The sequence below is a fragment of the Thalassospira sp. MIT1004 genome, assembly GCF_001858545.1.
Taxonomy (GTDB): Bacteria; Pseudomonadota; Alphaproteobacteria; order Rhodospirillales; family Thalassospiraceae; genus Thalassospira; species Thalassospira xiamenensis.
This window is the reverse complement of the sequence record NZ_MCAO01000001.1, coordinates 119,592-140,142: the sequence shown is the minus strand read 5'-3', so window position 1 is coordinate 140,142 and position 20,551 is coordinate 119,592. Positions and strand designations below refer to the sequence as shown.

The following is a 20,551-nucleotide window of genomic DNA, read 5'->3' as shown; positions in this document are numbered from 1 at the left end:
GCTTAATCCGCGATATAGGCTTCAGCGATCTGGACTGCGTTCAACGCGGCACCTTTAAGCAACTGGTCACCGGCAACGAACAGTTCCAGACCATGATCACCAAAGATCAGGTTTGACCGGATACGACCGACTTCGACGTCATACTGCTTGGTCGCGTTGATCGGCATCGGATAGACATTGTTTGCCGGATCATCGACCAGTTTAACGCCCTTGGCATTCGCCAGTGCCTCACGTGCGGCCGCCGGGGTCACAACCTTTTCGGTTTCGATCACGATGGACTCCGAATGGGTACGCTCGGTCGGAATACGCACAGCCGTGCACGATACTGGCAGGTTCGGCGTACCAAAGATTTTGCGGGTTTCCCAGGTAACCTTCATCTCTTCGCGGGTATAGCCATTTTCCTGGAAGCTATCGATATGCGGGATAACGTTGAAAGCCAGCGGATGAGCAAACACCTCGGCCGGAACCGGCTTGCCTTCAAGACCTGCGGCCAAACCTTCACGCAGTTCGTTCATGCCCGGCTGCCCCGCACCAGACGCCGCCTGATAGGTGGATACAAACACCTTTTTCAGACCAAATGCCTTGTGCAGCGGCCAAAGAGCCACGGCTGCAATCGCAGTGGTGCAGTTCGGATTGGCAATAAGCATGGCAGTCTTGGCAAGATCACCATTGATTTCCGGCACGATCAACGGCACATCGTCATTCAGACGGAACGCCGAAGAGTTGTCGATCACCAGCGCGCCCTCGGCAATCTGCGGGGCGAATTCCTTGGCGAAATCACCGGAAACTGCAAGGAAGACAATGTCACACTGCTTGGCTTCTTCAACCGAAAACAGTGCGATGGTCTTAGTACCGTACTTAGTCTCCACGGTCTTGCCTGCAGAACGCTCGGATGCGAACAGGGTGAGTTCACCCACAGGGAAGTTGCGATCAAACATAACATTGATCAGCTCGACGCCAACCGCACCGGTTGCGCCGATCACACCGACATGGAGATTTTCGGCACTCATAATAATTGTCTAACCTCGTATAAAAATTGTTGTCATTCTCGACTTACGCGATTGCTCGCGGGCCGCGCATTATAGGGATTTCTCGTGCGTTGGCAAATGCAGCTTGCTGCATCACACGCATACGCGGCAATCTTGGAACTCAAACGCCACTCTAAACGAGTTGTTCCATTCATTTTTATTCGGGTTTTACGCAAAATTCTGCCCTTTGGCCTTTTTCCCGACATGCGGCAGCCAAAGGGCATCATTAGAGGATGTCGGGCCGAAGCCCCCCATTGCAACAGGGAATCGAAGATCAGAAAACGCAATGCTTGGCGAAATCTGTTGCCTCGTTGGCCGTCCAGTCGCCTTTTGGCTTTGCTTTCATTTCCTCGCACCACTCCTTGCTGCCAACGTCTGGCGAACAGGCACCGAGCGCCCCGGCCACCATCAAAACCGACAAGCCAAGAACGAGTTTACGACCGGGAATGTTCCATTTTGCCATTTGCGTGTCCTTCATTGATTTGTTCCGATGAAAACGACTGCCCGTATCGGGCAAAACCACGGCAATACTGCGGGCATTCGTCATAAATGACCGAAATCAGTCCCGCCAGAAGGCTGGCATCAGAAGCACAAGAAATGTTTCAAATTCCAGCCGCCCAAGCACCATCGCGATATCAAGAATCCATTTTGCCGCATCAGGCAATGACTGGAAGTTCCCTGCCGGGCCAACAATCGGGCCAAGGCCCGGACCAACGTTGGCAAGTGACGTCGCCGCCGCACTCATCGAGGTCACCAGATCAAGCCCGGTAAAAGCCAATGCGACACTGATCGCGATATAGCTGATCGTTAGCAGGAAGACGTAGACCGTTACCGCATTATAGATGTCAGAAGTGATTTCATGTTTATCGATCCGGCTTACTATTACTGCCGAAGGACTGCGAAGCCGCATGAAATGGGCTTTAAGTCCGGTGAACACGACATAAAGCCGGAACATCTTGAATCCGCCGGCCGTAGAGCCGGAACACCCGCCGATAAATGTCGCAAAGAAGAACAGCATGATCGCCGCTGGTCCCCATTGCAGATAGTCGCCCGACGCGTAACCGGTTGTCGTGATCACCGAAACAAGGTTAAACGCAGCCATGGTCAGCGACCTGAAAAAGCCGTCATCAGAAATATGCATCAGCCTCAGTGTCAAAAGCCCGGTGAAAACGGCAATGACAAGCAGGAAAAGCCTTATTTGCTGATTACTTATTATCGCGCTGATATCGCGTTTGCGAATCAGAACGGCATAGGCCGTAAAAGGCAGGGCACCAGCAAACATGAAAATGATGCCGACCCAGTGCAGCGCCAAACTGGAATCGAATTTGGCAAATGAGAGATCGGATGTTGAATAACCGCCAGTCGCCAAAGTCGACATGCCATGATTGATCGCATCAAACCAGGTCATGCCAAAAAACCGGTACAGCATCATGCAGACGACGCTAAGGCCGACATAAATCATCACGATTTGCAGGCACATATCGCGAATACGGGGGCTCAGCTTTTCTGAACGATCCGAGCTTTCCATCTGGAAAAGTTGCATGCCGCCAACCCGCATCATCGGCAGCAACGCAAGTGCTGTCACAATAATCCCGATGCCGCCCAGCCACTGCAGAATCGACCGCCAAAGCAACAACCCGGGCGGCATATCATCCAGCCCGGACAAAATTGTCGATCCGGTTGTCGTCAGCCCCGAAACAGTCTCGAAGACCGCATCGCAGAAACTGATATCAAGAGATGAAAACCAAAGGGGCAATGCCCCGGTCAGACTGATCGCGACCCATGAAAACACTGTCAGGACATATCCCTGCCGGGCTGTCACACGCGGGCCCATTTCAGACCGGCAGGCAAGACAAGCCATACCACCAAGCCCGATACTGGTCATCGACGCCTGCGCGAAAATTTTCCAGTCCGGGTTACCGTAATACAAATCGACCGCAGCCGGAATCATCATCGACACACCGATGATGATGACCATGATACCTACGACGAAAAAGATGGGTTGCAGTCGAAACAAGAACAGTGTCCGTGCCTAACTCGGGAAATCCGCTTTTACAGCCAAATGACAGCGATTGCATCCTGTTATCGCAGATGCACCATCACAGAAGGAATCAGAGCCGCAAATTTCCCGATATTGCGGGTCATTATTTTGCCGTTGTTTTCGGCTGTCCTTATCAAAGCCATTCATGCCATTCTATATCTCGATTGCATCGCCTCTGTCCAATCACCAAACCATCGAGGTCACTTTGAACCGCTTTTTCCGCCTGATTATCCTGCTTGCCATTCCTGTTGCTTTTTCACTTGCCGTCTATTTGCAGGACAAACCGGTTCAAGCGGCCGGGGATGACAAGCAAAAAAGCGATCAAATGGCGCTGGAGGCAGAAGGACGCGATGTTCTGGCAATTGACGGTGATACAATCATGATTGATGGCGTCGTCGCCGATATTGCCGGGATCGATGCACCGGAACTTGGACAGCAATGCCTGCATAACGGTAGTTTTTGGGATTGCGGCATGTCATCGGCCATGCAGCTTCGCAAATATTTCGCCATGGCCCCCTTCACCGTGCGCTGCTGGCCCGGTGATCAGCAACATTCCGGCAAAGGTGACGATTTCCCGATTGTCGAATGCGGCATTGGCGAACGCGATGTGGCCGCAGCGATGGTCAGTGACGGCGAAGCCTTTCCGATCGAAGGATATTCCCACCGATATGACGGTCTTTCGAAAGAAGCCGATAATGCCGGGATCGGCATTCAGGGCGGCGATATGATCCCGCCATCCGAATGGCGATCAGGCAAACGACTTGATGGTGAAAGCGGACGCTGTCTTTTCGCCACAGTGGCCAATGGGCACTATGTCAGCATCCTGGACCCCCGCTATGAGGAGCTCGTCACGGATAAGGCAAAATTTCTGTGTAGCGATGAACAAGCCCGTAACGACGGCTATTCTTACGACATTCCCTGACCACCCCGCCGGGTTTCTTGACCAGTTCCGCGCTCTAACGAGAAGACGCCAATTATCCAAATCAATTCAATGATCAGGGTAACAATTGCCCAGCCGACAATAAAAGCCGCAACAGCGTCTGGCAGATCAACCATCTGATACTGCCCATCGACCTTGCCACCGACACGGTGCAAATAAATCCAAATAATCGGCAATACCGATACAGGAACAATCAGAGCAACGCATGCGGCAAAAGAAGCCTTTCGCCATCGAGCTTGTGTTTTGTTTTTTTGTTTCTGCACATAAAGCCATGCGCCCGACAGTGACAGTCCAGCCATTACCAGACCGAATACACACCAGGCAATTTTGCTGGCCAAGCCAGCGAATGTCCCGAAATGAAGAGTATCTGCCGTATCCGACCAACGCCAATAGGCACTGAGGTCTTCAGCCTGTTGGCTGAAAACAACCGTCCCCGTGTACGGATTGATGAACAATTTGTTCGCTCTGTCACGCACCAGGAAACTATCGCTTTGTCCGATAAGATAAAAATATCCCTCGCGATCGGGTTCGATCGTTGTGATTTCAAGGTCGGGACGCGCAGACTTTGCTATGTTAATCAAATCGGTCACCGGCATACGAGCCCGCCCTGCACTGTCGACATCGGGCAACTGTTTGACAGCTAATGGATAGGCATCAACCAGCGTGAATTTCTCGTCGCCAAACTTGTAGCGCACTTCTTCAAAAAGGTACCATCCACCGGTAAGTGTCATCAGGAAAACAAACCAGAGACTCCATAAACCGGCAAGCTTATGCAAACTGCTCCATAAGCTAACGTTTGTTTTACCAATACGCAGTTGAAAGAAACGCTTCCACCAACGCTTATAAAAAACAAACGCTGAAATCATGGACAGAAATAGCGGGATGGAAAACAGACAAACAAGAAGTTTACCCACACCGTAAAGCCCGAAAAATGCTTCATGAAACTCACGAAAGAACCTTTGGACCGTAAAAATCGACTGACTTCCGGTAATCTGCAACGTCATGGGATTCACGTAGACAAACTGACGTGCACCATCAAGCGTCACAACAGCGAATTTTGCCGCAGAGAACCGATCAGCAGGTGCCTCCGCAACACCAATTCTGACATCAGGATAAGCGTTTTCAACGGCATTAAAAGCCGATGCGAAATCGAAATCTCCGTCACGTGTGTTCACCCGGATTTCTGGCATCAGCAGCCAGTCAATTTCCGATGACAGAGAGGCAAATGCACCACTCCAGCAGATCGAGAACAGCATCAGACCAAGATACACACCGATCCAGCTATGCCAGTCAAACCCGATGGATTTGACTGGCAACTTCATCCATCGAATCATCAGAATTCGACTCTGACGCTTCCGAAGACAGTGCGAGGATTTCCTACACTGACACGATATGTCCCACCCGACGCAACATAGTATTCCTCGTCCGTAATGTTTTTAACACCGAGGTCAAAACGAACACGCGACTCATTTCTAAGCGGCAGATAATACCAAACTCCGACATCAAAAATCGTGTAGTCTTCCAGGTCAAACGTGTGGTTGTTATCCCCATATCTATCTCCGACATAAGACAGACCACCGCCAAGACCAAGTCCCTTCAGGCTACTTGCAGCATCTTGAAACTCGTAGCTCACCCATAGGTTCGCGGTCATATCGGGTGTATTCGACGGACGGTTACCATTGGTGCTATTTTCGCTGAGAATTTCTGCACCAAGGAAACCTATGCTACCGCGAAGGTTCAATCCTTTGACTGGTGATGCAGTCACAGAGCTTTCAAATCCGCGAGACCTAATGCCACCTGTCAGTTCGGGGGTGCCATTAACGGTCTCCACGACGTTCTCTTGTTTGATATCAAACAACGCACCCGTTATCAGCAACCGGTCATTCCATCCCGACCATTTCGCACCAACTTCGTACTGCCGTCCTTCTTCCGGGGCAAACACAGCAATTGTACCTGCATCCCCCGAATAAATATTCTGTGACTGGAACGTTTCCGCATAGGATGCATACAGCGACAGTGAATCAACAGGTTTCCAGAGAAGCCCTGCCGATTTCGTCAGTTTCCCATCACGCTTGGGATCTGCTCCGGACAGAGATCCGGTAAGCTTGTTCTCTTGGCTTTGCTCATTATCAAAGATCTCGTAACGCGCACCAAGTGTAAGCGTCACATCATCCGTCATATGAATGTCCCCTTGCGCATAGGGACCATAAGAAATTTGCTCGACCTCTGAGTATTGGCGCGAAAGCGGATTTGAAGACGTGTTGTCAACAAGAGTAAAAGATGACGGGTTTGAAACCGTTCCACCGGTTTGATTGGCACCTGTAAAATTGGTCCAGGTTTCATATTGGTGACGGATTTCCACACCAGAGACCAAATTTACAGGACGCCCGATCTCTGCCTCACCCCGAAGCTGCATCCGCCCAAATACAGTACTGAGTTCTCTATCATCATTACCCTGAACGCGGCGTGTAAGGACGCCGGTACTAGATATACCAACGACCTCATTCCGCAGCTCATCAACCTGCTCGTAGGCATAGAACAATTTGCCTTCCAAATACCAATCGTCATCAAAAACCGGTACGGAACTATCAAGTTCCCAGATATGAGTGGTCGCATCACGATTGTTGAGGTTGGTCTGATCAAATCGAGTATCCAAAGACACATCAGCGATCTGCCGTTTGCTTCCCGTTCCAGGAACAGTTACCAAACCACGATCCACCGGACGTTCGTCATGCGTATATTCATAGCTAAAGTCGAGCACAGATCCACCATCTGTCATCCATGACAGCGAACTGTTCAAGAATTGACGTTCAATATCCGCATCCCGGAAATTTTCACTGTCTTCTGCAGAAGTTGTAATACGATATGCAAGCGTATCATTTAGTCCGAATGGCCCGGTAATGTCCGCCTGGATCTGTTTTTGGCCATGTTCATTAAAGTTCGCAACTGCGTAAGCCTGCTGATTATATTCAGGCTTTTTTGTGATGACATTGACCAAACCGCCAGGAGTCATTTGACCAATTTCTGCTACTGGCCCTTTAACGATCTGCACACTCTCGATCGTGGACGGATTGAGACGCCCATTGGTTTTCAGTCGAACACCATTACGGTAGATGTCGTCACGGCGACGGAATCCCCTGATCAGAAAATCCTCACGGCTCCCGCCATAGCCATCCATATTCACCACATTGGGTGAAAGCCGGTAAACTTCTTCAAGCTCCTGAGCGTGTTGATCAAGCAGCAATTGTTCGGGAATCACCTCAATAGTTCGGGGAATATCAACAATATCTTTGGGTATCATCGTACCAGTCTCGGCATAGCGGCTGTCATAACGGGATTGCCGTGTTCCGATAACTTCAATGGTATCCAAAGTCAGATCGCCCGCTTCAGTTGCGGTCACCTGACGTTTTAATGTGATCGAGTTTGACGATGTATAGCTGAAATCAACACCACTGCCCTTTAACAGTGCATGCAATGCGCCATCAGCCGTATATTCACCGCGCAGCGCGCTCACACTTTGGCTGTAAACATACTGCTCCGTGTACAGGATTTGAATGCCGGTGATTTCCGAGAAAACCGTCAATGCCTTTGGCAACGACTGGGCCGGAATATCAAATTGGAATGAAGTTCGGCTTTCGGATTCTTGATTCGCGTCTTGCGCGATCGCCACCTCCATGAAAGAACAATTAAGGGCAAGCAGAGATATCCCCAACATCAACTGCCTACCCATTTTCATCTTTTTCAAGCTAGCCACTTCGGTTCCCCTGGTCTTTAAACACATAAAATGCAAATAGTTCGCATTGGCAATATGTATATAAAGACGCGACCAGCGGACAAATCCCCTAGTCCAACCGAAAACTTTTTCGTTCATTCCAGATAAAAAGTACCGGAAATCAGCTGCACCAAAACCAGAAGAAATTAAACTAATAGAATCATATATTTACTGATCTTCACCGCATGCACAGGCAGCGTTCCCTCAATCACTTCGAGCACCTGATTAATATCATTTGTATGGAAAACGCCACTAACCGTCATGTTATTGATCTCGGAACTTAGAGCCATGATGTGCCCATCATGGTATTTGTTGATCACATCAATCACATCTGACAGCGGCGTCTGATAGAAAACCATCTTACCGTTTCGCCATGCGGTCGTCGCAATGGGATCAAACCGTATTTTATCTCCGATACCATCCGGTAAAAGCGTCGTAGCCTCCCCCGGCAGCAAGGTAACAACGGCCTCACCAGCCGGATTTTCCAGAGCCCCCCCAACATGCCAATTAACAGAAACCTTACCTTCCTCCAGACTGATCGTGACCTTTTGTCGATCAGTCTTTACATTGAACTCGGTTCCAAGTGCGGTCACATCCCCAAAGTCCGTTTGAACAACAAAGGGGCGTTCCTTGTCATGAGCAACATCAAACCAAACTTCACCTGACAGCAGTTTCACGACGCGCCTCTTGGCTGTCAAATCGATCAAAACAGCACTTTCCGCATTCAGCTTGATCACACTGCCATCTGAGAGCATTTTGGTCAGAACCTCATGTTCAGATTGGACAGGGTTCTCGTCAAACCTGCCGATGACTGTGTTGTAAGTCTCGCTTCCAAAACCAACAATGAGTACCAGACAAGCTGCCACCACCGCGATCATGACCGCTTTCAGGTATCCAGACTGTTTTCGGGAGGGTTGCTTGGTTACCGAGTGATGGCTCTTTTGCGCTTGAACTTGCCGTTTAACCGGCAAGGCCAGCCTGCCCCAAAGAAATTCGACCTCGGCATACGCTATTACATTATCCGATGATTGCCTTTTCCAGGCTTCAAACCGTACGATCAGGTCATCCGTACGATCACCATCTGCATCGTCCTTGGCTTCTCGTAAACACATGTACCAAACAACGGCTTCATCAAACAGTTGCTCTGTTGCAGGTTCAGATGACATTTCCTGACGACCAGTCATTCAACGGCCTCCGGGGCTTCGTGATATCCAAACGGCGCAACATCACCGCGCGGCGTACCGCGGATGGACCTGCTTTCACCCAAGAAACCGAAATGCCTGCCAAAACGAAGATCCATCATCATTTCTCCGAGTGCGCTTGTTGCAGACTACGACGACATTCCAGCATAGCCCGGCGTATGTGGTTTTCGACCGTTTTCACTGATACATCCAGCTTTTCCGAGATTTCACGCATTGACAGCTCTTCGCCGCGATACATTAGAAACACCTGCCGGCATTTCATCGGAAGGTTTTCGACAGTCCGCGAAATAATCCGCAATTCTTGCTGGGCCGCAGCCACGTCCTCCTGGGACGCCGTGCGATCAATTTCGACATGCTCGCACGTATTTCCATCGATTGAAGTACTCGACGCGTGGCGAAATGGCAGCACAACCTGCTCTCGATCATTGGAATTTCGGCGATAATGATCCGTCAGAAGATTACGCGCAATCCGGAAGACATAAGCGCGCGGATTCTCAGGCACGATGCCAGACGCACTTTTTGCCCTGACCCAGGTTTCTTGGATAATTTCCTCGGCAACGACCCTAGACCCGCAGCGATTGCCGATAAAAAGCATTAGATCGTCATAATGGTCTTCGACCACTGATGCCAAAGTTGCAGGAGCCTGCCCGGCTGAATTGGACACGATTATTCCCCATTTGCGGCTGCTGATGAGAGTTTCGATTGCCGAACAGCCTCAATGGACCATATTTACACGATTTTGATAATCATTCTCAAGTTATTTTAAATATGACGAATACTTGGTAATGTGCAGTTCATCATCAGTTCAAGAACAAAAGGGGGAAAGCTTGGAGCGGGTGAAGGGAATCGAACCCTCGTATGCAGCTTGGGAAGCTGCCGTTCTACCATTGAACTACACCCGCTAAGCGGCGGTTTTATAGCCCGGTTTCAGGATGGGTGCAAGCCCATCCCCGATACCGGAATGATTTATTTAAACCTGTCATGCCCGTGTCATTTCTTTGTCGGAACCAGTCGCCAAACCGCACTGGCGTGGTCGTCCGACACCAGAATCGATCCATCAATATAATGCTTTACGTCTACCGGGCGGCCAACAACTTCGCCGTTGCTGCGCAGAAAACCATCAAGGAACGGATTGGTCGCCACAGGTTCACCATTGCGAAATTCCACCCGCACAACCTTGTAACCATCCGGAATTGTCCGGTTCCATGATCCGTGCAACGCCACAAGTGCATCACCATCGTCAAAGGTAAGACCAAGCGCTGCATTGTGCGCATTAAAGGTAAAGGCAGGAAAGGTAACCTCAGCCGGTGGAGTTTCACCGGCAAACTGCGGGGAACGCGTATCGTTTCCGGCATACCAGGGATATCCATAAAACAGCCCTTCGGCGGTGGCATGGTTCAGTTCCTCCCGCGGAACATCGTCACCAAGGTTATCCCCGCCATTATCGGTAAACCACAAATCTCCGGTGTCGGGATGGAACGTCAGCCCTACGGAATTACGGATACCGCTGGCATAGATTTTGGGTGCCCCACCGCTGATCGGCATGGAAATAATCGTACCTTCTAGCCCACCAACCTTGCAGATATTGCACGGCGCGCCAACGGCGATGAACAGGCGGCTTTGATCCGGGGAAAGTGCGGCGTATCGCCAGCCATGATGGCGCTTGTCCGGCAGATTGGTAAACAGGATGCGCGCGCGTCCCAATGCTGTCCAGTCAAAATCTGAAAGATCATAGGACACAACGCGGTGCTGATCGGCTACAAACAGGGTTCCGGGTTTATAGGCGATGCCATTCGCCATCTTGAAGTCATCGGCAATAAGATTGACTTCTTCGCCCTTGCCATCCCCATCCGCATCGCGCACGAAATAAAGATTGGGACCACGCGTTCCGACGAAAATACCCTTTAATTCCGGGGCAACAGCTATAGAGCGCGCATTATTTACCGCGGCGAATAATTCAAGCCTGTAGCCGCTTTCCGGCCTTAGCAGTGACATCGCCTTCGCGGTCTGCAGCGGCAAATTATCTGCCAATGCCGGAACAACTGCACCGAGAATACTCAGGGCGCAGAATCCCAGCATAAAAAACAAACGCCCGGCCCATCGGACCGTTGATGACGGTTGACGATAGCAGGCCGGGCAATTTTGATTTTGCATCGTGTCCTCCTTTTCGGTCCAACGGGCCTTGAGAAAGATACGATCAGATCTTCAAGACCGATTAGCGGACGCGTTCGGATATCGGTGCGTTAACCGAAAGCTCCATATCCCACGGGAAATAAATCCACGTATCCTGGGAAACTTCGGTCACAAAGCTGTCGACGATCTCGCGTCCAAGCGGCTTGGCATAAACAGTCGCAAAATGCGCATTTGGCAGTTTTTCACGCACAGCCTTTGCGGTTTTGCCGGTATCGACCAGATCATCGATGATCAGCATGTCCGTGCCGTCACCTTCGATCCCCTTAAGCCATTCAAGATCACCGCGCGACTTGTCAGAGTAGCTGCGAACGCAAACTGTATCAATCAGACGAATATCAAGTTCGCGTGCGATGATGGCCGCCGGGACCAAACCGCCACGGGTAATCGCAATAATGCCCTTGTACGGACCTTTTTCAAGCAGACGCCACGCCAATGCACGTGCGTCGCGATGCATCTGTTCCCAGGAAACCGGGAAACCTTTGTTATAAGCAGCTTCGCTCACAAGCTTTCTCCTGCGCAAAAAACGGATCGCCTGCTGTCTGTCATGCCAAATCATGAGAAAGACCGGACAGCGGTCGATATTCTTCGTAAATTTAAGGCGCTTTCCTACGCTGAGTCACAGCCAAACACAAGGGGCGGGACCGTTCCTGTCCAAAGAATTGATCAGACAACCGCCCGCTATCGGGCAAAAATATCGCGACCCATCGTTTTGACTATGCCGTAGCACCCAGCCGTGCCTTAAGCAAATTGGCAAAATCAGCCCCCAGCTTTCCAATCGGAGTAGCCCAATCCCCCGGTGCTTCTTGCCGATAAATCCGCATCGTCGGGTACCACGGGCTGTCGGCCCGCCCGACCATCCACCGCCAATCCGTTGTATAAAGCTGCAACATCCAGACCGGTACACCAAGCGCGCCGGCAAGATGGGCCGGGGCACTATCAATTGTGATGATCAGATCCATCGCCTTCATCAACGCGGCACTGTCACCGAAATCATGAATATGTTCACCCATGTCGGTAATCAGGGCATTGGCACCAAGTTTCGCTATGTCACCACGCCGCTCATCGACCTGAAAACTGTAAAAACAGGCCCCTTTCTGAGCCATAAGCGGCATCAACTTTTCAAGCGGGCAGGATCGGTCACGCGGATTAAGTTTGCCTGCCCATATCAGTCCGACCTTAAGCACCGTTCCCGGTGGCGGGCTCAGCCGTGCATGCTTGCCTTTCGGTGCACTCAAATAGGGTTCGGCAGATACGCGGTGTAATTCCGCTTCGTTGATTTTCATAACATGCGGCAAACTGAGCAACGGCACATGCAGATCAAAGGGCGGCAGTTTTGCGCCCTTTTCAACAATTGTTCCGACACCGGCAATCGTACGCATCACCGGGATCAATTCTGATCGGCATTCAAGGATAATATGCGCGGCCTTCTTCCCGACCATTGGCACAAAACGGGCAAACTGTATCATGTCGCCAAAGCCCTGCTCGGCGCGCAGCAGCAGTCTTTTGCCACGCAAATCAGCCTTACCGTCCCATTCCGGAGCACCTTCAAGAGGACGGATCGGGTTATCGGCCAGTTTGCGGCGCGTTTCATATCCCGCCCAGCCAGCCTCATATTGCCCCATCGCCAGAAGGGCCAATGCCTTGTCCCAGTTGGCGTCGACATAGTCGGGATCAATCGCCAGCGCTGCATCAAAATGCCGGATTGCCTGCTCGAAACGGTTGGTATCTCGAAAAACAAGACCGGCATTAAACGGATGCGATTTGATCGAAGCATCAAGTTCGAGGGCCTTGTCATGCGCTGCCGTGGCTTCTTCAAAACGCATCATTTCACGTAGGCAGTTGCCCATATTTGACCAAAGCCCGGCATTTCCCGGCCTTAGCTCCGCCGCGCGACGATAAGCAACAAGTGACGCATCATGGCGTTTGCTGCGGCGAAGTGCCACGCCCAGATTGTTCCAGACATCGGGTTGATCCGGGTTCTGGCGAAGGACAGCACCATAAAGCGCAATCGCTTCGTCAATCCTGCCCGCCTGATGTGCTTCAAGCGCGCGCGCAAAAAGTTCCGATTTGTCAGAACGGTTAACCGCAATATCCGGTGCCGGTCGGGACGATAAACTTGCTGATCCGGGTTCATCGCCTCGCATTTGATCAAGGGCACCGATTTCGCCTTTGGGCAGTTTTGGACTGTCATCACCCGCGGGCTTGGTCACAGGGCTTTTCACCCCGGAAACAGCCATGGTTTTCCTGCCTTTTTTGGTGGCACGCGATTTTGTTATGGTTCTGGACTTAGCCATTCGGGTTCCCCGTCCCGCAAAAACTGCAGCATCGTGATCGGACAGCATCAAAAACACAAGCCACCATCACCATATGAATAGGCATGTTAGGACCGACGAAGTCAGCCTGCGATTCGCATCACGAGAAACACCGGTTACCCGAACAGCATTATTTACTAAAAACTTGAATGATGCCGGACGATTTTATCGCATTTCGCAAGTTTCCGGTAATTTCAAACAGGCCTATTTTAATTATTTCGGTTATCCGCCGCTTTGCAGTAGCTTTTTTGTGGGGTCCGAAGGAAAGCATCAAAAAGCTTCCCGTTCCCTAGGGAGTTTTACATCAGGGGAAGTCAGAAAGAATAAATATCGTCGCTTTGGCAGGTCCCCGAAATCACCATTCGGATGACAGCCGGAACGATACCAATCCTGATCGTTCATGCCACGACAGCCTCAAATGATCGCTGGCAGACGAGAGGATTTCGAGGAAACAAAAATTCATCAGGCTTCAAAGGACGGGAGACCTTAAATGGCCGAAACCAAACGATCCGGCGGCTCTGTCGGACGCAAAGTTATTCTGGTTGTGGTTGCATTGTTGATTGTCGGCTTCGGCGCAATGATGACGATCCAGACGGTTTCGCAACGCGATGCGATGATCGAAATCATGTATAATGAGTCGGTCGAAAAAACCGAAATGCTGTCAACAGCCGTGCAACCGGGCTTTATTGCCATGGACGGCAACTCGGTCGAAAAAGAATTTCGCAAGATCACCGACAAGGAAGGATCACAGCTGGCATCGCTGGTGGCAGCCAATCCGGACGGCGAACCCATTGCGACCTATCAATCCGAAAACCTTCCCGAACACGATCTGGCTGCACTTGCCGAACCTTATCTGGAGCGGCTTGAAAACAAGGAAGTTGTCAGCTTCATCTCTGACGATGCGGTCATTGTTGCTGCGCCGATTACCAAATATTCCAAACGCCGGGACGAAGATCAATATCGCGGCATGCTGCTGACCGCATGGAGCTTGGAGCGCGTAAATGCCGAGGTAAAACAGGCCGTCATCATCCAGTTGGCCCTTGCGGCGGCAATCCTTGCCGTCCTTCTGGGCAGCACCTGGTTTGTCCTGCGCAATCAGATCATTACCCCGCTTGTTAAAATCAATGGTGCCATGGCGGCCCTTGCTGATGGCAATCGCGACATTCACATCCCTGGCGTTCATCGCACCGATGAAATTGGCCAGATGGCGGCCTCGGTCGAAGTATTCAAGGAAAATGCCAACCGAGTTGCCCAACTTGATCGGGAACGCGAACAGGAACGCGAGCGCGCAGAAATAAAACGGCGAGAGGCAATGAACGGCCTTGCCGGGCGTTTCGAACAGACCGTCATGGGTGTTGTCGACGGTGTATCGGGCGCATCAAGCGAAATGCAGCAAGTCGCCCAGACAATGGTTGCGGCCGTTCATCAGAACGAATCCGGTTCGCAGGCAGTGGTTGCCGCGGTTGAGCAGGCCAATCATAGCGTCGAAACGGTTGCCAGTGCTGCCGAACAGCTATCTGTTTCAATCCGCGATATCAGTGCGCGTGTAAATGACACGTCAAACATTACCGCCAACGCCAGCACCGAAGCCAATCGAGTCAATGAAATGGTTCAGGGGCTTGATGTTTCAGCACAGAAAGTCGGCGAAGTGGTCCAGATCATTCAGGCCATTGCCGAACAGACTAACCTTCTGGCCCTGAACGCCACGATCGAAGCCGCACGTGCCGGTGACGCGGGTAAAGGTTTTGCCGTGGTGGCCAACGAGGTAAAGAACCTTGCCAATCAGACAGCACGCGCGACCGAGGATATTTCAGCCCAGATTTCCGGCATTCAGGGATCGACCCAGGAAGCTGTTGGTGCAATTGATGGCATCACCAGCATCATCGCCAATCTGAACGAAATCGCATCCGAGGTTGCCGCCGCAGTTCAGGAACAGGGACAGGCGACGTCCGAAATCTCACACTCCGTCCAGCAGGCGGTCCAGAGCACGCAGGAAGTCACAAGCCATATCCATGAAATGCAGTCTGCGGCCCGCCAGACCGGCGATGCCGCCCGACAGGTACTTGATGCCTCCGAAAAACTTGGCGCGCAATCAGGAACGCTGCGCAGCGAGGTCGGCAACTTCCTTGATGAAGTCCGCACCAGCTGATTGCGAGATTGCCGAAAACAAAAACGCCGTCCGGTCTGACCGTGGCGGCGTTTTTTTTTTTAAATGTCGGGTTTAATCACGCCTAGAGCAAAGGTTCCCGATCATCGGATTCGGCATCAAGCCGCATCATGATCGTTTCATTTAGGTCCTCATATCCATGCTGGCGATAAACCGGTTGCATATCAAGTGTCGCCAGAATCCATCGTTTGACCCGCGCAATATCGGGATGAGCATGCAGGGCATCAAGCATCATGGATGCAATGCCCCGACGACGGTAATCGGGGTCAACAAACACATCGGCGATATAGGCAATGGCGATGAAGTCGGTCACGACGCGGGCAAAGCCAACCTGCCGCCCATCACAATAGGCACCAATCGGTAACGACATTTCAACCGAACGGTCAAACTCGCCGCGCGACCTGCCGCGCGACCAATAAGAATTGGCAATGAAATCATAGCAATATCCAAGGTCCAGCCGACCGCGATCACAACTGATTTCAATTTCGCTCATTGCCGTCCTCTATTTGACGAACAGGGCGACTGCAAGTGCTGCAATCGCGACCCAAAGCAGGATGGATTGCTTGGAAACTCCACCGGAACTGCGCTGCCCGTTTGACCGGCCACGCATCGCGGCAACCGTATCAGGATGCAGGCGTAACCCCTGATCGGTAAAGACAGCCGATGCCTGTTCGGCGGCCTCAAGAACGCGAGGCAACCGGCGCAACATGGTCCCTGCCTGTCGGGTAGCTTCGGCAATCTTTGCTTCCGGGCCAAGGTTTTCACGCATCCATTCCTCAATCAGCGGACGCGACAATTCCCACATATTCTCGTTCGGGCTTAAAATACGCGAAAGCCCCTCGGCGACAATCATGGTTTTCTGCAACATCAGAAGCTGCGGCTGGGTTTCCATCCCGAAGGTTTCGGTAATCTGGAAAAGCTGCCCCAACAGGCGCCCGACCGAAATATCGGCCAGTTCCTTTCCCAGAATCGGCTCGCCGATGGAACGGCACGCCTGCTGGAAATTTTCAAGCGACTGGTTACGTGGGACATATCCCGCTTCGAAATGCACCTCGGCGACACGGCGATAATCACGCGTCAGAAAGCCAAGAAGCATTTCTGCGAGGTACAGGCGCGTCTGACGGTCAACACGCCCCATGATCCCGAAATCAACGATGCTGACCTTACCGGTTTCGTCGACAAACAGGTTGCCCGGATGCATATCGGCGTGGAAGAAGCCGTCACGGAAAACCTGTTGGAAAAATGCCCCCGCCGCCTTCGCCAGAAGGGCAGAGCGATCAACACCCATGCGATCCAGGGCTTCGACATTGTCGATGCGAACACCTTTGACCCGTTCCATGGTGATCACATGTTCCGCCGTCCGTTCCCAATCGATCTGCGGCACATAATAGGTCGGATCAGCCTCGAAATTGTCGCGGAACTCGGATGCTGCCGATGCTTCAAACCGCAAATCCATTTCAAGATGCACGCTGTCTTCCAGCGTCTTGATGGTTTCAACCGGTTTGAGACGACGCAAGCGCGGTTGCGTCAGTTCGGCAATCTCCGCCACCCAGTAAAACAGATCTAGGTCACGGGCAAAGCGCGTCTTGATATCCGGGCGCAGCACCTTGACGGCAACTTCTCGCCCATCGGACGTGGTGGCAAAATGCACCTGCGCAATGGATGCCGCCGCAACAGGCGTATCATCAAACTCGGAAAACAGGGTTTCAAACGGCCCGTCAAGCTGTTCGGTAATGATCCGCTTGGCAATCTTGGCCGAAAATGGCGGCAATCTATCCTGCAGGCTTGATAAATCAGCCGCAACATCATCCCCGATCAGATCGGCACGCGTGGCCAGTGTCTGGCCAAGCTTGATGAATGCGGGGCCCAATTCTTCAAGCGCACGGGCCAACCGGCGCCCCGGCCGCAAATCGGATCGACGTGAAAATGGTGCTGTCAGTCGGGCAAAAAACGCCAGAACCTTTCCACCCGGCACAAGGGCAAGTGGAAACAGCGCATCATGACGCGCCAAAGTCCTAGCCATTCCAAGCAGTCGAAAGCTGTTGCGAACGAACCTTATCATTCAGTCGCCACCTATACCCGCCAGCCCGAATGAATGGCGGCAATACCACCGGAAAGATTGCGATATTTCACCCGTTCGAACCCGGCATCGCGGATCATGGATGCAAAAGTTTCCTGATCGGGGAACTGACGGATGCTTTCGGCCAGATACTGATATGCTTCGCGATTCCCGGCAATGAAGCGACCGATTTCAGGCAAAAGCTTGAAGGAGTATGTGTCGTAAAGTTTATCAAACCCCGGCACCACCACCTTGGAAAACTCTAGACACTGGAATTTTCCACCCGGTCGGAGCACACGATAGGCTTCGGAAAGGGCTTCGGTAATCCGCGTCACGTTCCGAATGCCAAAGGCAATCGTATAGGCATCAACCGAATGATCGGGCAGCGGCAATTTCTGCGCATCGCCAACAGTCCAGTTGATGTTTTTCAGCAACCCGTGATCCACCGCGCGATCACGACCGACATGCAGCATTTCATAGTTAATGTCGCACACCGTGACAGAGCCGCCACCATTCTTCAGGAACCGGAATGCAATGTCTCCGGTGCCACCGGCAACGTCCAGCAGCTTCATGCCCGGACGCGGCTTCAGCTCGTTGATAAACGTATCTTTCCACAAACGGTGTACACCGCCGCTCATCAGATCGTTCATCAAGTCATATTTGGACGCGACAGTATCGAAAACCTCACGCACCATGGATGCCTTCTGGCTTTCCGGAACATCCCGAAAACCGAAATGGGTTGTCTTTTCGCCGTTTTCGCCCCCGGCTGGGCCTGTGTGCTTGCTCATGGCCGGGAAAATAGCGCAGCAACCGCCATCTCGCCAGTGGAAAGCCACCTAAATTCGCAAATATCCTGTTGGTCGGGATCACTTTCTGCTAGGACCAAATGACTTGGACGGAAGTTTGAATTGGCTACAAGACAGGACACCCCGATGAGCTGCATGGTCAAAATCTGTGGAATCAATAGCGAAGACGCCGCAATGGCCGCGATGAGTGCCGGTGCTGATGCCTTGGGCTATGTCTTTTTTCCACCAAGCCCGCGTCACATATCGCTTAACGGCGCCACTACTTTGACCGAGCGCGTACCGGACAGCATCCTTAAGGTTGGCCTGTTCGTTGAAGCTGGTGACGAAGCCCTTGAAAACGCGATCAAGGCCGGTCGCCTTGACGTGATCCAGATGCATGGCAAGGAAAGCCCGGAACGGGTCGCAGAAGTAAAAGAAAAATTCGGTCTGCGCGTCATGAAGGCCGTTTCGGTCAGTACGTCCGATGACATTGATGCCGCTGCGGCAAACTTCGATGGCGTCGCCGATTTTCTGCTTTTTGATGCTAAACCGCCCAAAGAAAGCATTCTACCCGGCGGCAACGCCGTCAGCTTTGACTGGACACTTCTGACCGGGCGCAGTTTCAAAAGCAGCTGGATGCTCGCCGGTGGGCTTGACCCTGATAATGTCACCGATGCGGTACGCATTTCCGGTGCACCATGGGTTGATGTATCGTCTGGCGTTGAAAAGACCAAAGGCGTGAAAGACGCGCGCAAGATTGCCGATTTCATTCGCGCGGCAAAGGGTTACTAGTACCCTGCCACGCTGTATCAGCATCTTCTTTAACCATTTCTGAAGCGATCCCCGCAATTATCGGATGATTGCGGGTGGTGTTTGGTGCCCCGTTAGCGTATGGGGTCAAATGGAAAGAACGCTTCGATCAAAAGTTCAGAATTTGCTGCATGGGGTCGACCGTCAATCACGGGTGTCATTGACGGTACATCTGATCCTTGCTTCGCTGATCGTGATCAATGTTATCTGCGTCATTCTCGACACCGTTCATGAATTGGCCGAACAGTTTTTTATACTGTTTCTGGTCATTGAGCTGATCTGCACGGCGATTTTCACCATTGAATATGTCTTGCGCGTATGGTCCGCCCCCGATAACCCGGAATTTTCCGGAAAATGGGGGCGTTTGCGTTATATGCTGCGACCAATGGCAATGGTTGATCTGATTGCGATCCTTCCGGTCTTCTTGCTGTTTTTCACGCCGATTGATCTCCGGTTCATCCGCATTGTCCGTCTGCTTCGGCTTTTGAAATTCACCCGCTATTCTACCGGCCTTGAACTGATGCTGATGGTGTTTCGTCAGCAGATGGGCATCTTTGGTGCCGCAAGCGCGGCGCTGGCCTGCATGCTGGTTTTCAGCGCCGGCGCTATTTATCTTGCCGAACACGAAGCCCAACCTGACGCATTTGGCAACCTGCCCAGTGCCCTTTACTGGAGCGTTATCACCCTTGCCACCGTCGGTTACGGGGATGTCGTACCGATCACAGCCCTCGGTAAAATCATCGCAAGTCTGATTTCACTAACGGGTATCGGCATCGTCGCGGTGCCTGCCGGTATTCTGGCATCCGCCTTTTCCAGTGAACTGCGCCGCCGCGAGGAGGCCTATCGCCAACAAGCCGCCCATCAGCTTTCGGGAAAACGCCTGACCGAGGCCGTGCGAAAAAGGCTGCGATCCCATCAGGACGAACTTGGCATCAGCGATGAACAGGCCCAGTCAATCATATCCGACATCCGCGACATTCATCACAATCACGAAGACGATCTTTTGTCCTGTCCACATTGCCATAAACCGCTTCGTTTCGAAGTTTCCGAACCGGGCGAATAATCGTCTGATCAAAATGCTTGACGCCCGCCTGATCGCTGATCATAGTTTGAAACATGAAAATACAAGGCATGAACCCAATCCTTACTTCCAATCGTTGGTGGTGGTCCGCATAAGCGGGCGGCCAATTATCATGCCCTGAAACAACCGGCCGCCTGATCTTCGCAGGCGGCTTTGTGTTT

17 protein-coding genes and 1 tRNA gene are annotated in these 20,551 nt (G+C 51.9%); 4 read left to right on the top strand and 14 right to left on the bottom strand.

Going from position 1 to position 20,551, the window contains the following annotated elements; genetic code table 11:
- Window positions 1-2: 2 nt before the first annotated feature.
- The 3 genes from BC440_RS00650 to BC440_RS00640 all read right to left on the bottom strand — a co-directional run bounded on the left by BC440_RS00650 (window position 3) and on the right by BC440_RS00640 (window position 3,045).
- Window positions 3-1,010, bottom strand: coding sequence for an aspartate-semialdehyde dehydrogenase (locus BC440_RS00650; protein ID WP_071239371.1), 1,008 nt, complete (start codon window positions 1,008-1,010; stop codon window positions 3-5).
- A 292-nt stretch (window positions 1,011-1,302) separates the two neighbouring features.
- On the bottom strand, window positions 1,303-1,506 hold the full coding sequence (locus BC440_RS00645) for a DUF3012 domain-containing protein (protein WP_223304961.1): 204 nt from the start codon (window positions 1,504-1,506) through the stop codon (window positions 1,303-1,305).
- 81 nt (window positions 1,507-1,587) lie between these two features.
- Entirely contained in the window at window positions 1,588-3,045 is a 1,458-nt protein-coding gene (locus tag BC440_RS00640; RefSeq protein ID WP_247643508.1) for a TrkH family potassium uptake protein, read from the bottom strand.
- Window positions 3,046-3,214: 169 nt separating this feature from the next.
- On the opposite strand from BC440_RS00640, the gene BC440_RS00635 reads away from it, so the two are divergent.
- Entirely contained in the window at window positions 3,215-3,991 is a 777-nt protein-coding gene (locus BC440_RS00635) for a thermonuclease family protein (protein ID WP_071239368.1), read from the top strand.
- Here the strand turns inward: BC440_RS00635 and BC440_RS00630 are convergent.
- The 8 genes from BC440_RS00630 to BC440_RS00595 all read right to left on the bottom strand — a co-directional run bounded on the left by BC440_RS00630 (window position 3,976) and on the right by BC440_RS00595 (window position 13,470).
- Entirely contained in the window at window positions 3,976-5,331 is a 1,356-nt protein-coding gene (locus tag BC440_RS00630; RefSeq protein WP_175484449.1) for a PepSY-associated TM helix domain-containing protein, read from the bottom strand. The two genes, BC440_RS00635 and BC440_RS00630, sit on opposite strands and share 16 nt — an antisense overlap.
- Before the next feature lie 11 nt (window positions 5,332-5,342).
- Complete coding sequence (locus tag BC440_RS00625) at window positions 5,343-7,763, bottom strand: TonB-dependent receptor (RefSeq protein ID WP_175484448.1); 2,421 nt, start codon at window positions 7,761-7,763, stop codon at window positions 5,343-5,345.
- A gap of 164 nt (window positions 7,764-7,927) precedes the next feature.
- A complete protein-coding gene (locus BC440_RS00620; protein WP_071239367.1) occupies window positions 7,928-8,965 on the bottom strand; it encodes a FecR domain-containing protein in 1,038 nt (345 codons plus the stop codon).
- A gap of 118 nt (window positions 8,966-9,083) precedes the next feature.
- Window positions 9,084-9,647 (bottom strand): RNA polymerase sigma factor, encoded by a 564-nt coding sequence (locus BC440_RS00615; RefSeq protein ID WP_139192056.1) that lies wholly within the window; start codon window positions 9,645-9,647, stop codon window positions 9,084-9,086.
- Between the two features lie 164 nt (window positions 9,648-9,811).
- Window positions 9,812-9,885: transfer RNA gene (locus BC440_RS00610), tRNA-Gly, on the bottom strand.
- 88 nt (window positions 9,886-9,973) lie between these two features.
- Window positions 9,974-11,062 (bottom strand): PQQ-dependent sugar dehydrogenase, encoded by a 1,089-nt coding sequence (locus BC440_RS00605; RefSeq protein ID WP_247643507.1) that lies wholly within the window; start codon window positions 11,060-11,062, stop codon window positions 9,974-9,976.
- A gap of 136 nt (window positions 11,063-11,198) precedes the next feature.
- Entirely contained in the window at window positions 11,199-11,678 is a 480-nt protein-coding gene (gene gpt / locus BC440_RS00600) for a xanthine phosphoribosyltransferase (protein WP_007091853.1), read from the bottom strand.
- 211 nt (window positions 11,679-11,889) lie between these two features.
- The gene (locus BC440_RS00595; RefSeq protein WP_247643506.1) at window positions 11,890-13,470 is read right to left on the bottom strand and encodes a tetratricopeptide repeat-containing glycosyltransferase family protein; all 1,581 of its coding nucleotides are present in this window, start codon (window positions 13,468-13,470) and stop codon (window positions 11,890-11,892) included.
- Between the two features lie 508 nt (window positions 13,471-13,978).
- Here BC440_RS00595 and BC440_RS00590 point away from each other — a divergent pair.
- On the top strand, window positions 13,979-15,637 hold the full coding sequence (locus BC440_RS00590; RefSeq protein ID WP_007091851.1) for a HAMP domain-containing methyl-accepting chemotaxis protein: 1,659 nt from the start codon (window positions 13,979-13,981) through the stop codon (window positions 15,635-15,637).
- 82 nt (window positions 15,638-15,719) lie between these two features.
- On the opposite strand, the gene BC440_RS00585 is transcribed toward BC440_RS00590, so the two are convergent.
- From BC440_RS00585 to ubiE, 3 genes are read right to left on the bottom strand one after another with little or no spacing between them, the layout of a single operon-like run.
- A complete protein-coding gene (locus BC440_RS00585; RefSeq protein WP_071239363.1) occupies window positions 15,720-16,148 on the bottom strand; it encodes a GNAT family N-acetyltransferase in 429 nt (142 codons plus the stop codon).
- A gap of 9 nt (window positions 16,149-16,157) precedes the next feature.
- The gene (gene ubiB, locus BC440_RS00580; RefSeq protein ID WP_037989415.1) at window positions 16,158-17,717 is read right to left on the bottom strand and encodes a 2-polyprenylphenol 6-hydroxylase; all 1,560 of its coding nucleotides are present in this window, start codon (window positions 17,715-17,717) and stop codon (window positions 16,158-16,160) included.
- 11 nt (window positions 17,718-17,728) lie between these two features.
- The gene (gene ubiE, locus BC440_RS00575) at window positions 17,729-18,502 is read right to left on the bottom strand and encodes a bifunctional demethylmenaquinone methyltransferase/2-methoxy-6-polyprenyl-1,4-benzoquinol methylase UbiE (RefSeq protein ID WP_071239362.1); all 774 of its coding nucleotides are present in this window, start codon (window positions 18,500-18,502) and stop codon (window positions 17,729-17,731) included.
- Between the two features lie 120 nt (window positions 18,503-18,622).
- Between ubiE and BC440_RS00570 the strand changes: the two genes are divergently transcribed.
- Both BC440_RS00570 and BC440_RS00565 read left to right on the top strand, forming a co-directional pair.
- A complete protein-coding gene (locus BC440_RS00570) occupies window positions 18,623-19,291 on the top strand; it encodes a phosphoribosylanthranilate isomerase (RefSeq protein ID WP_306460233.1) in 669 nt (222 codons plus the stop codon).
- 109 nt (window positions 19,292-19,400) lie between these two features.
- A complete protein-coding gene (locus tag BC440_RS00565) occupies window positions 19,401-20,372 on the top strand; it encodes an ion transporter (protein ID WP_071239361.1) in 972 nt (323 codons plus the stop codon).
- Window positions 20,373-20,551: the final 179 nt, after the last annotated feature.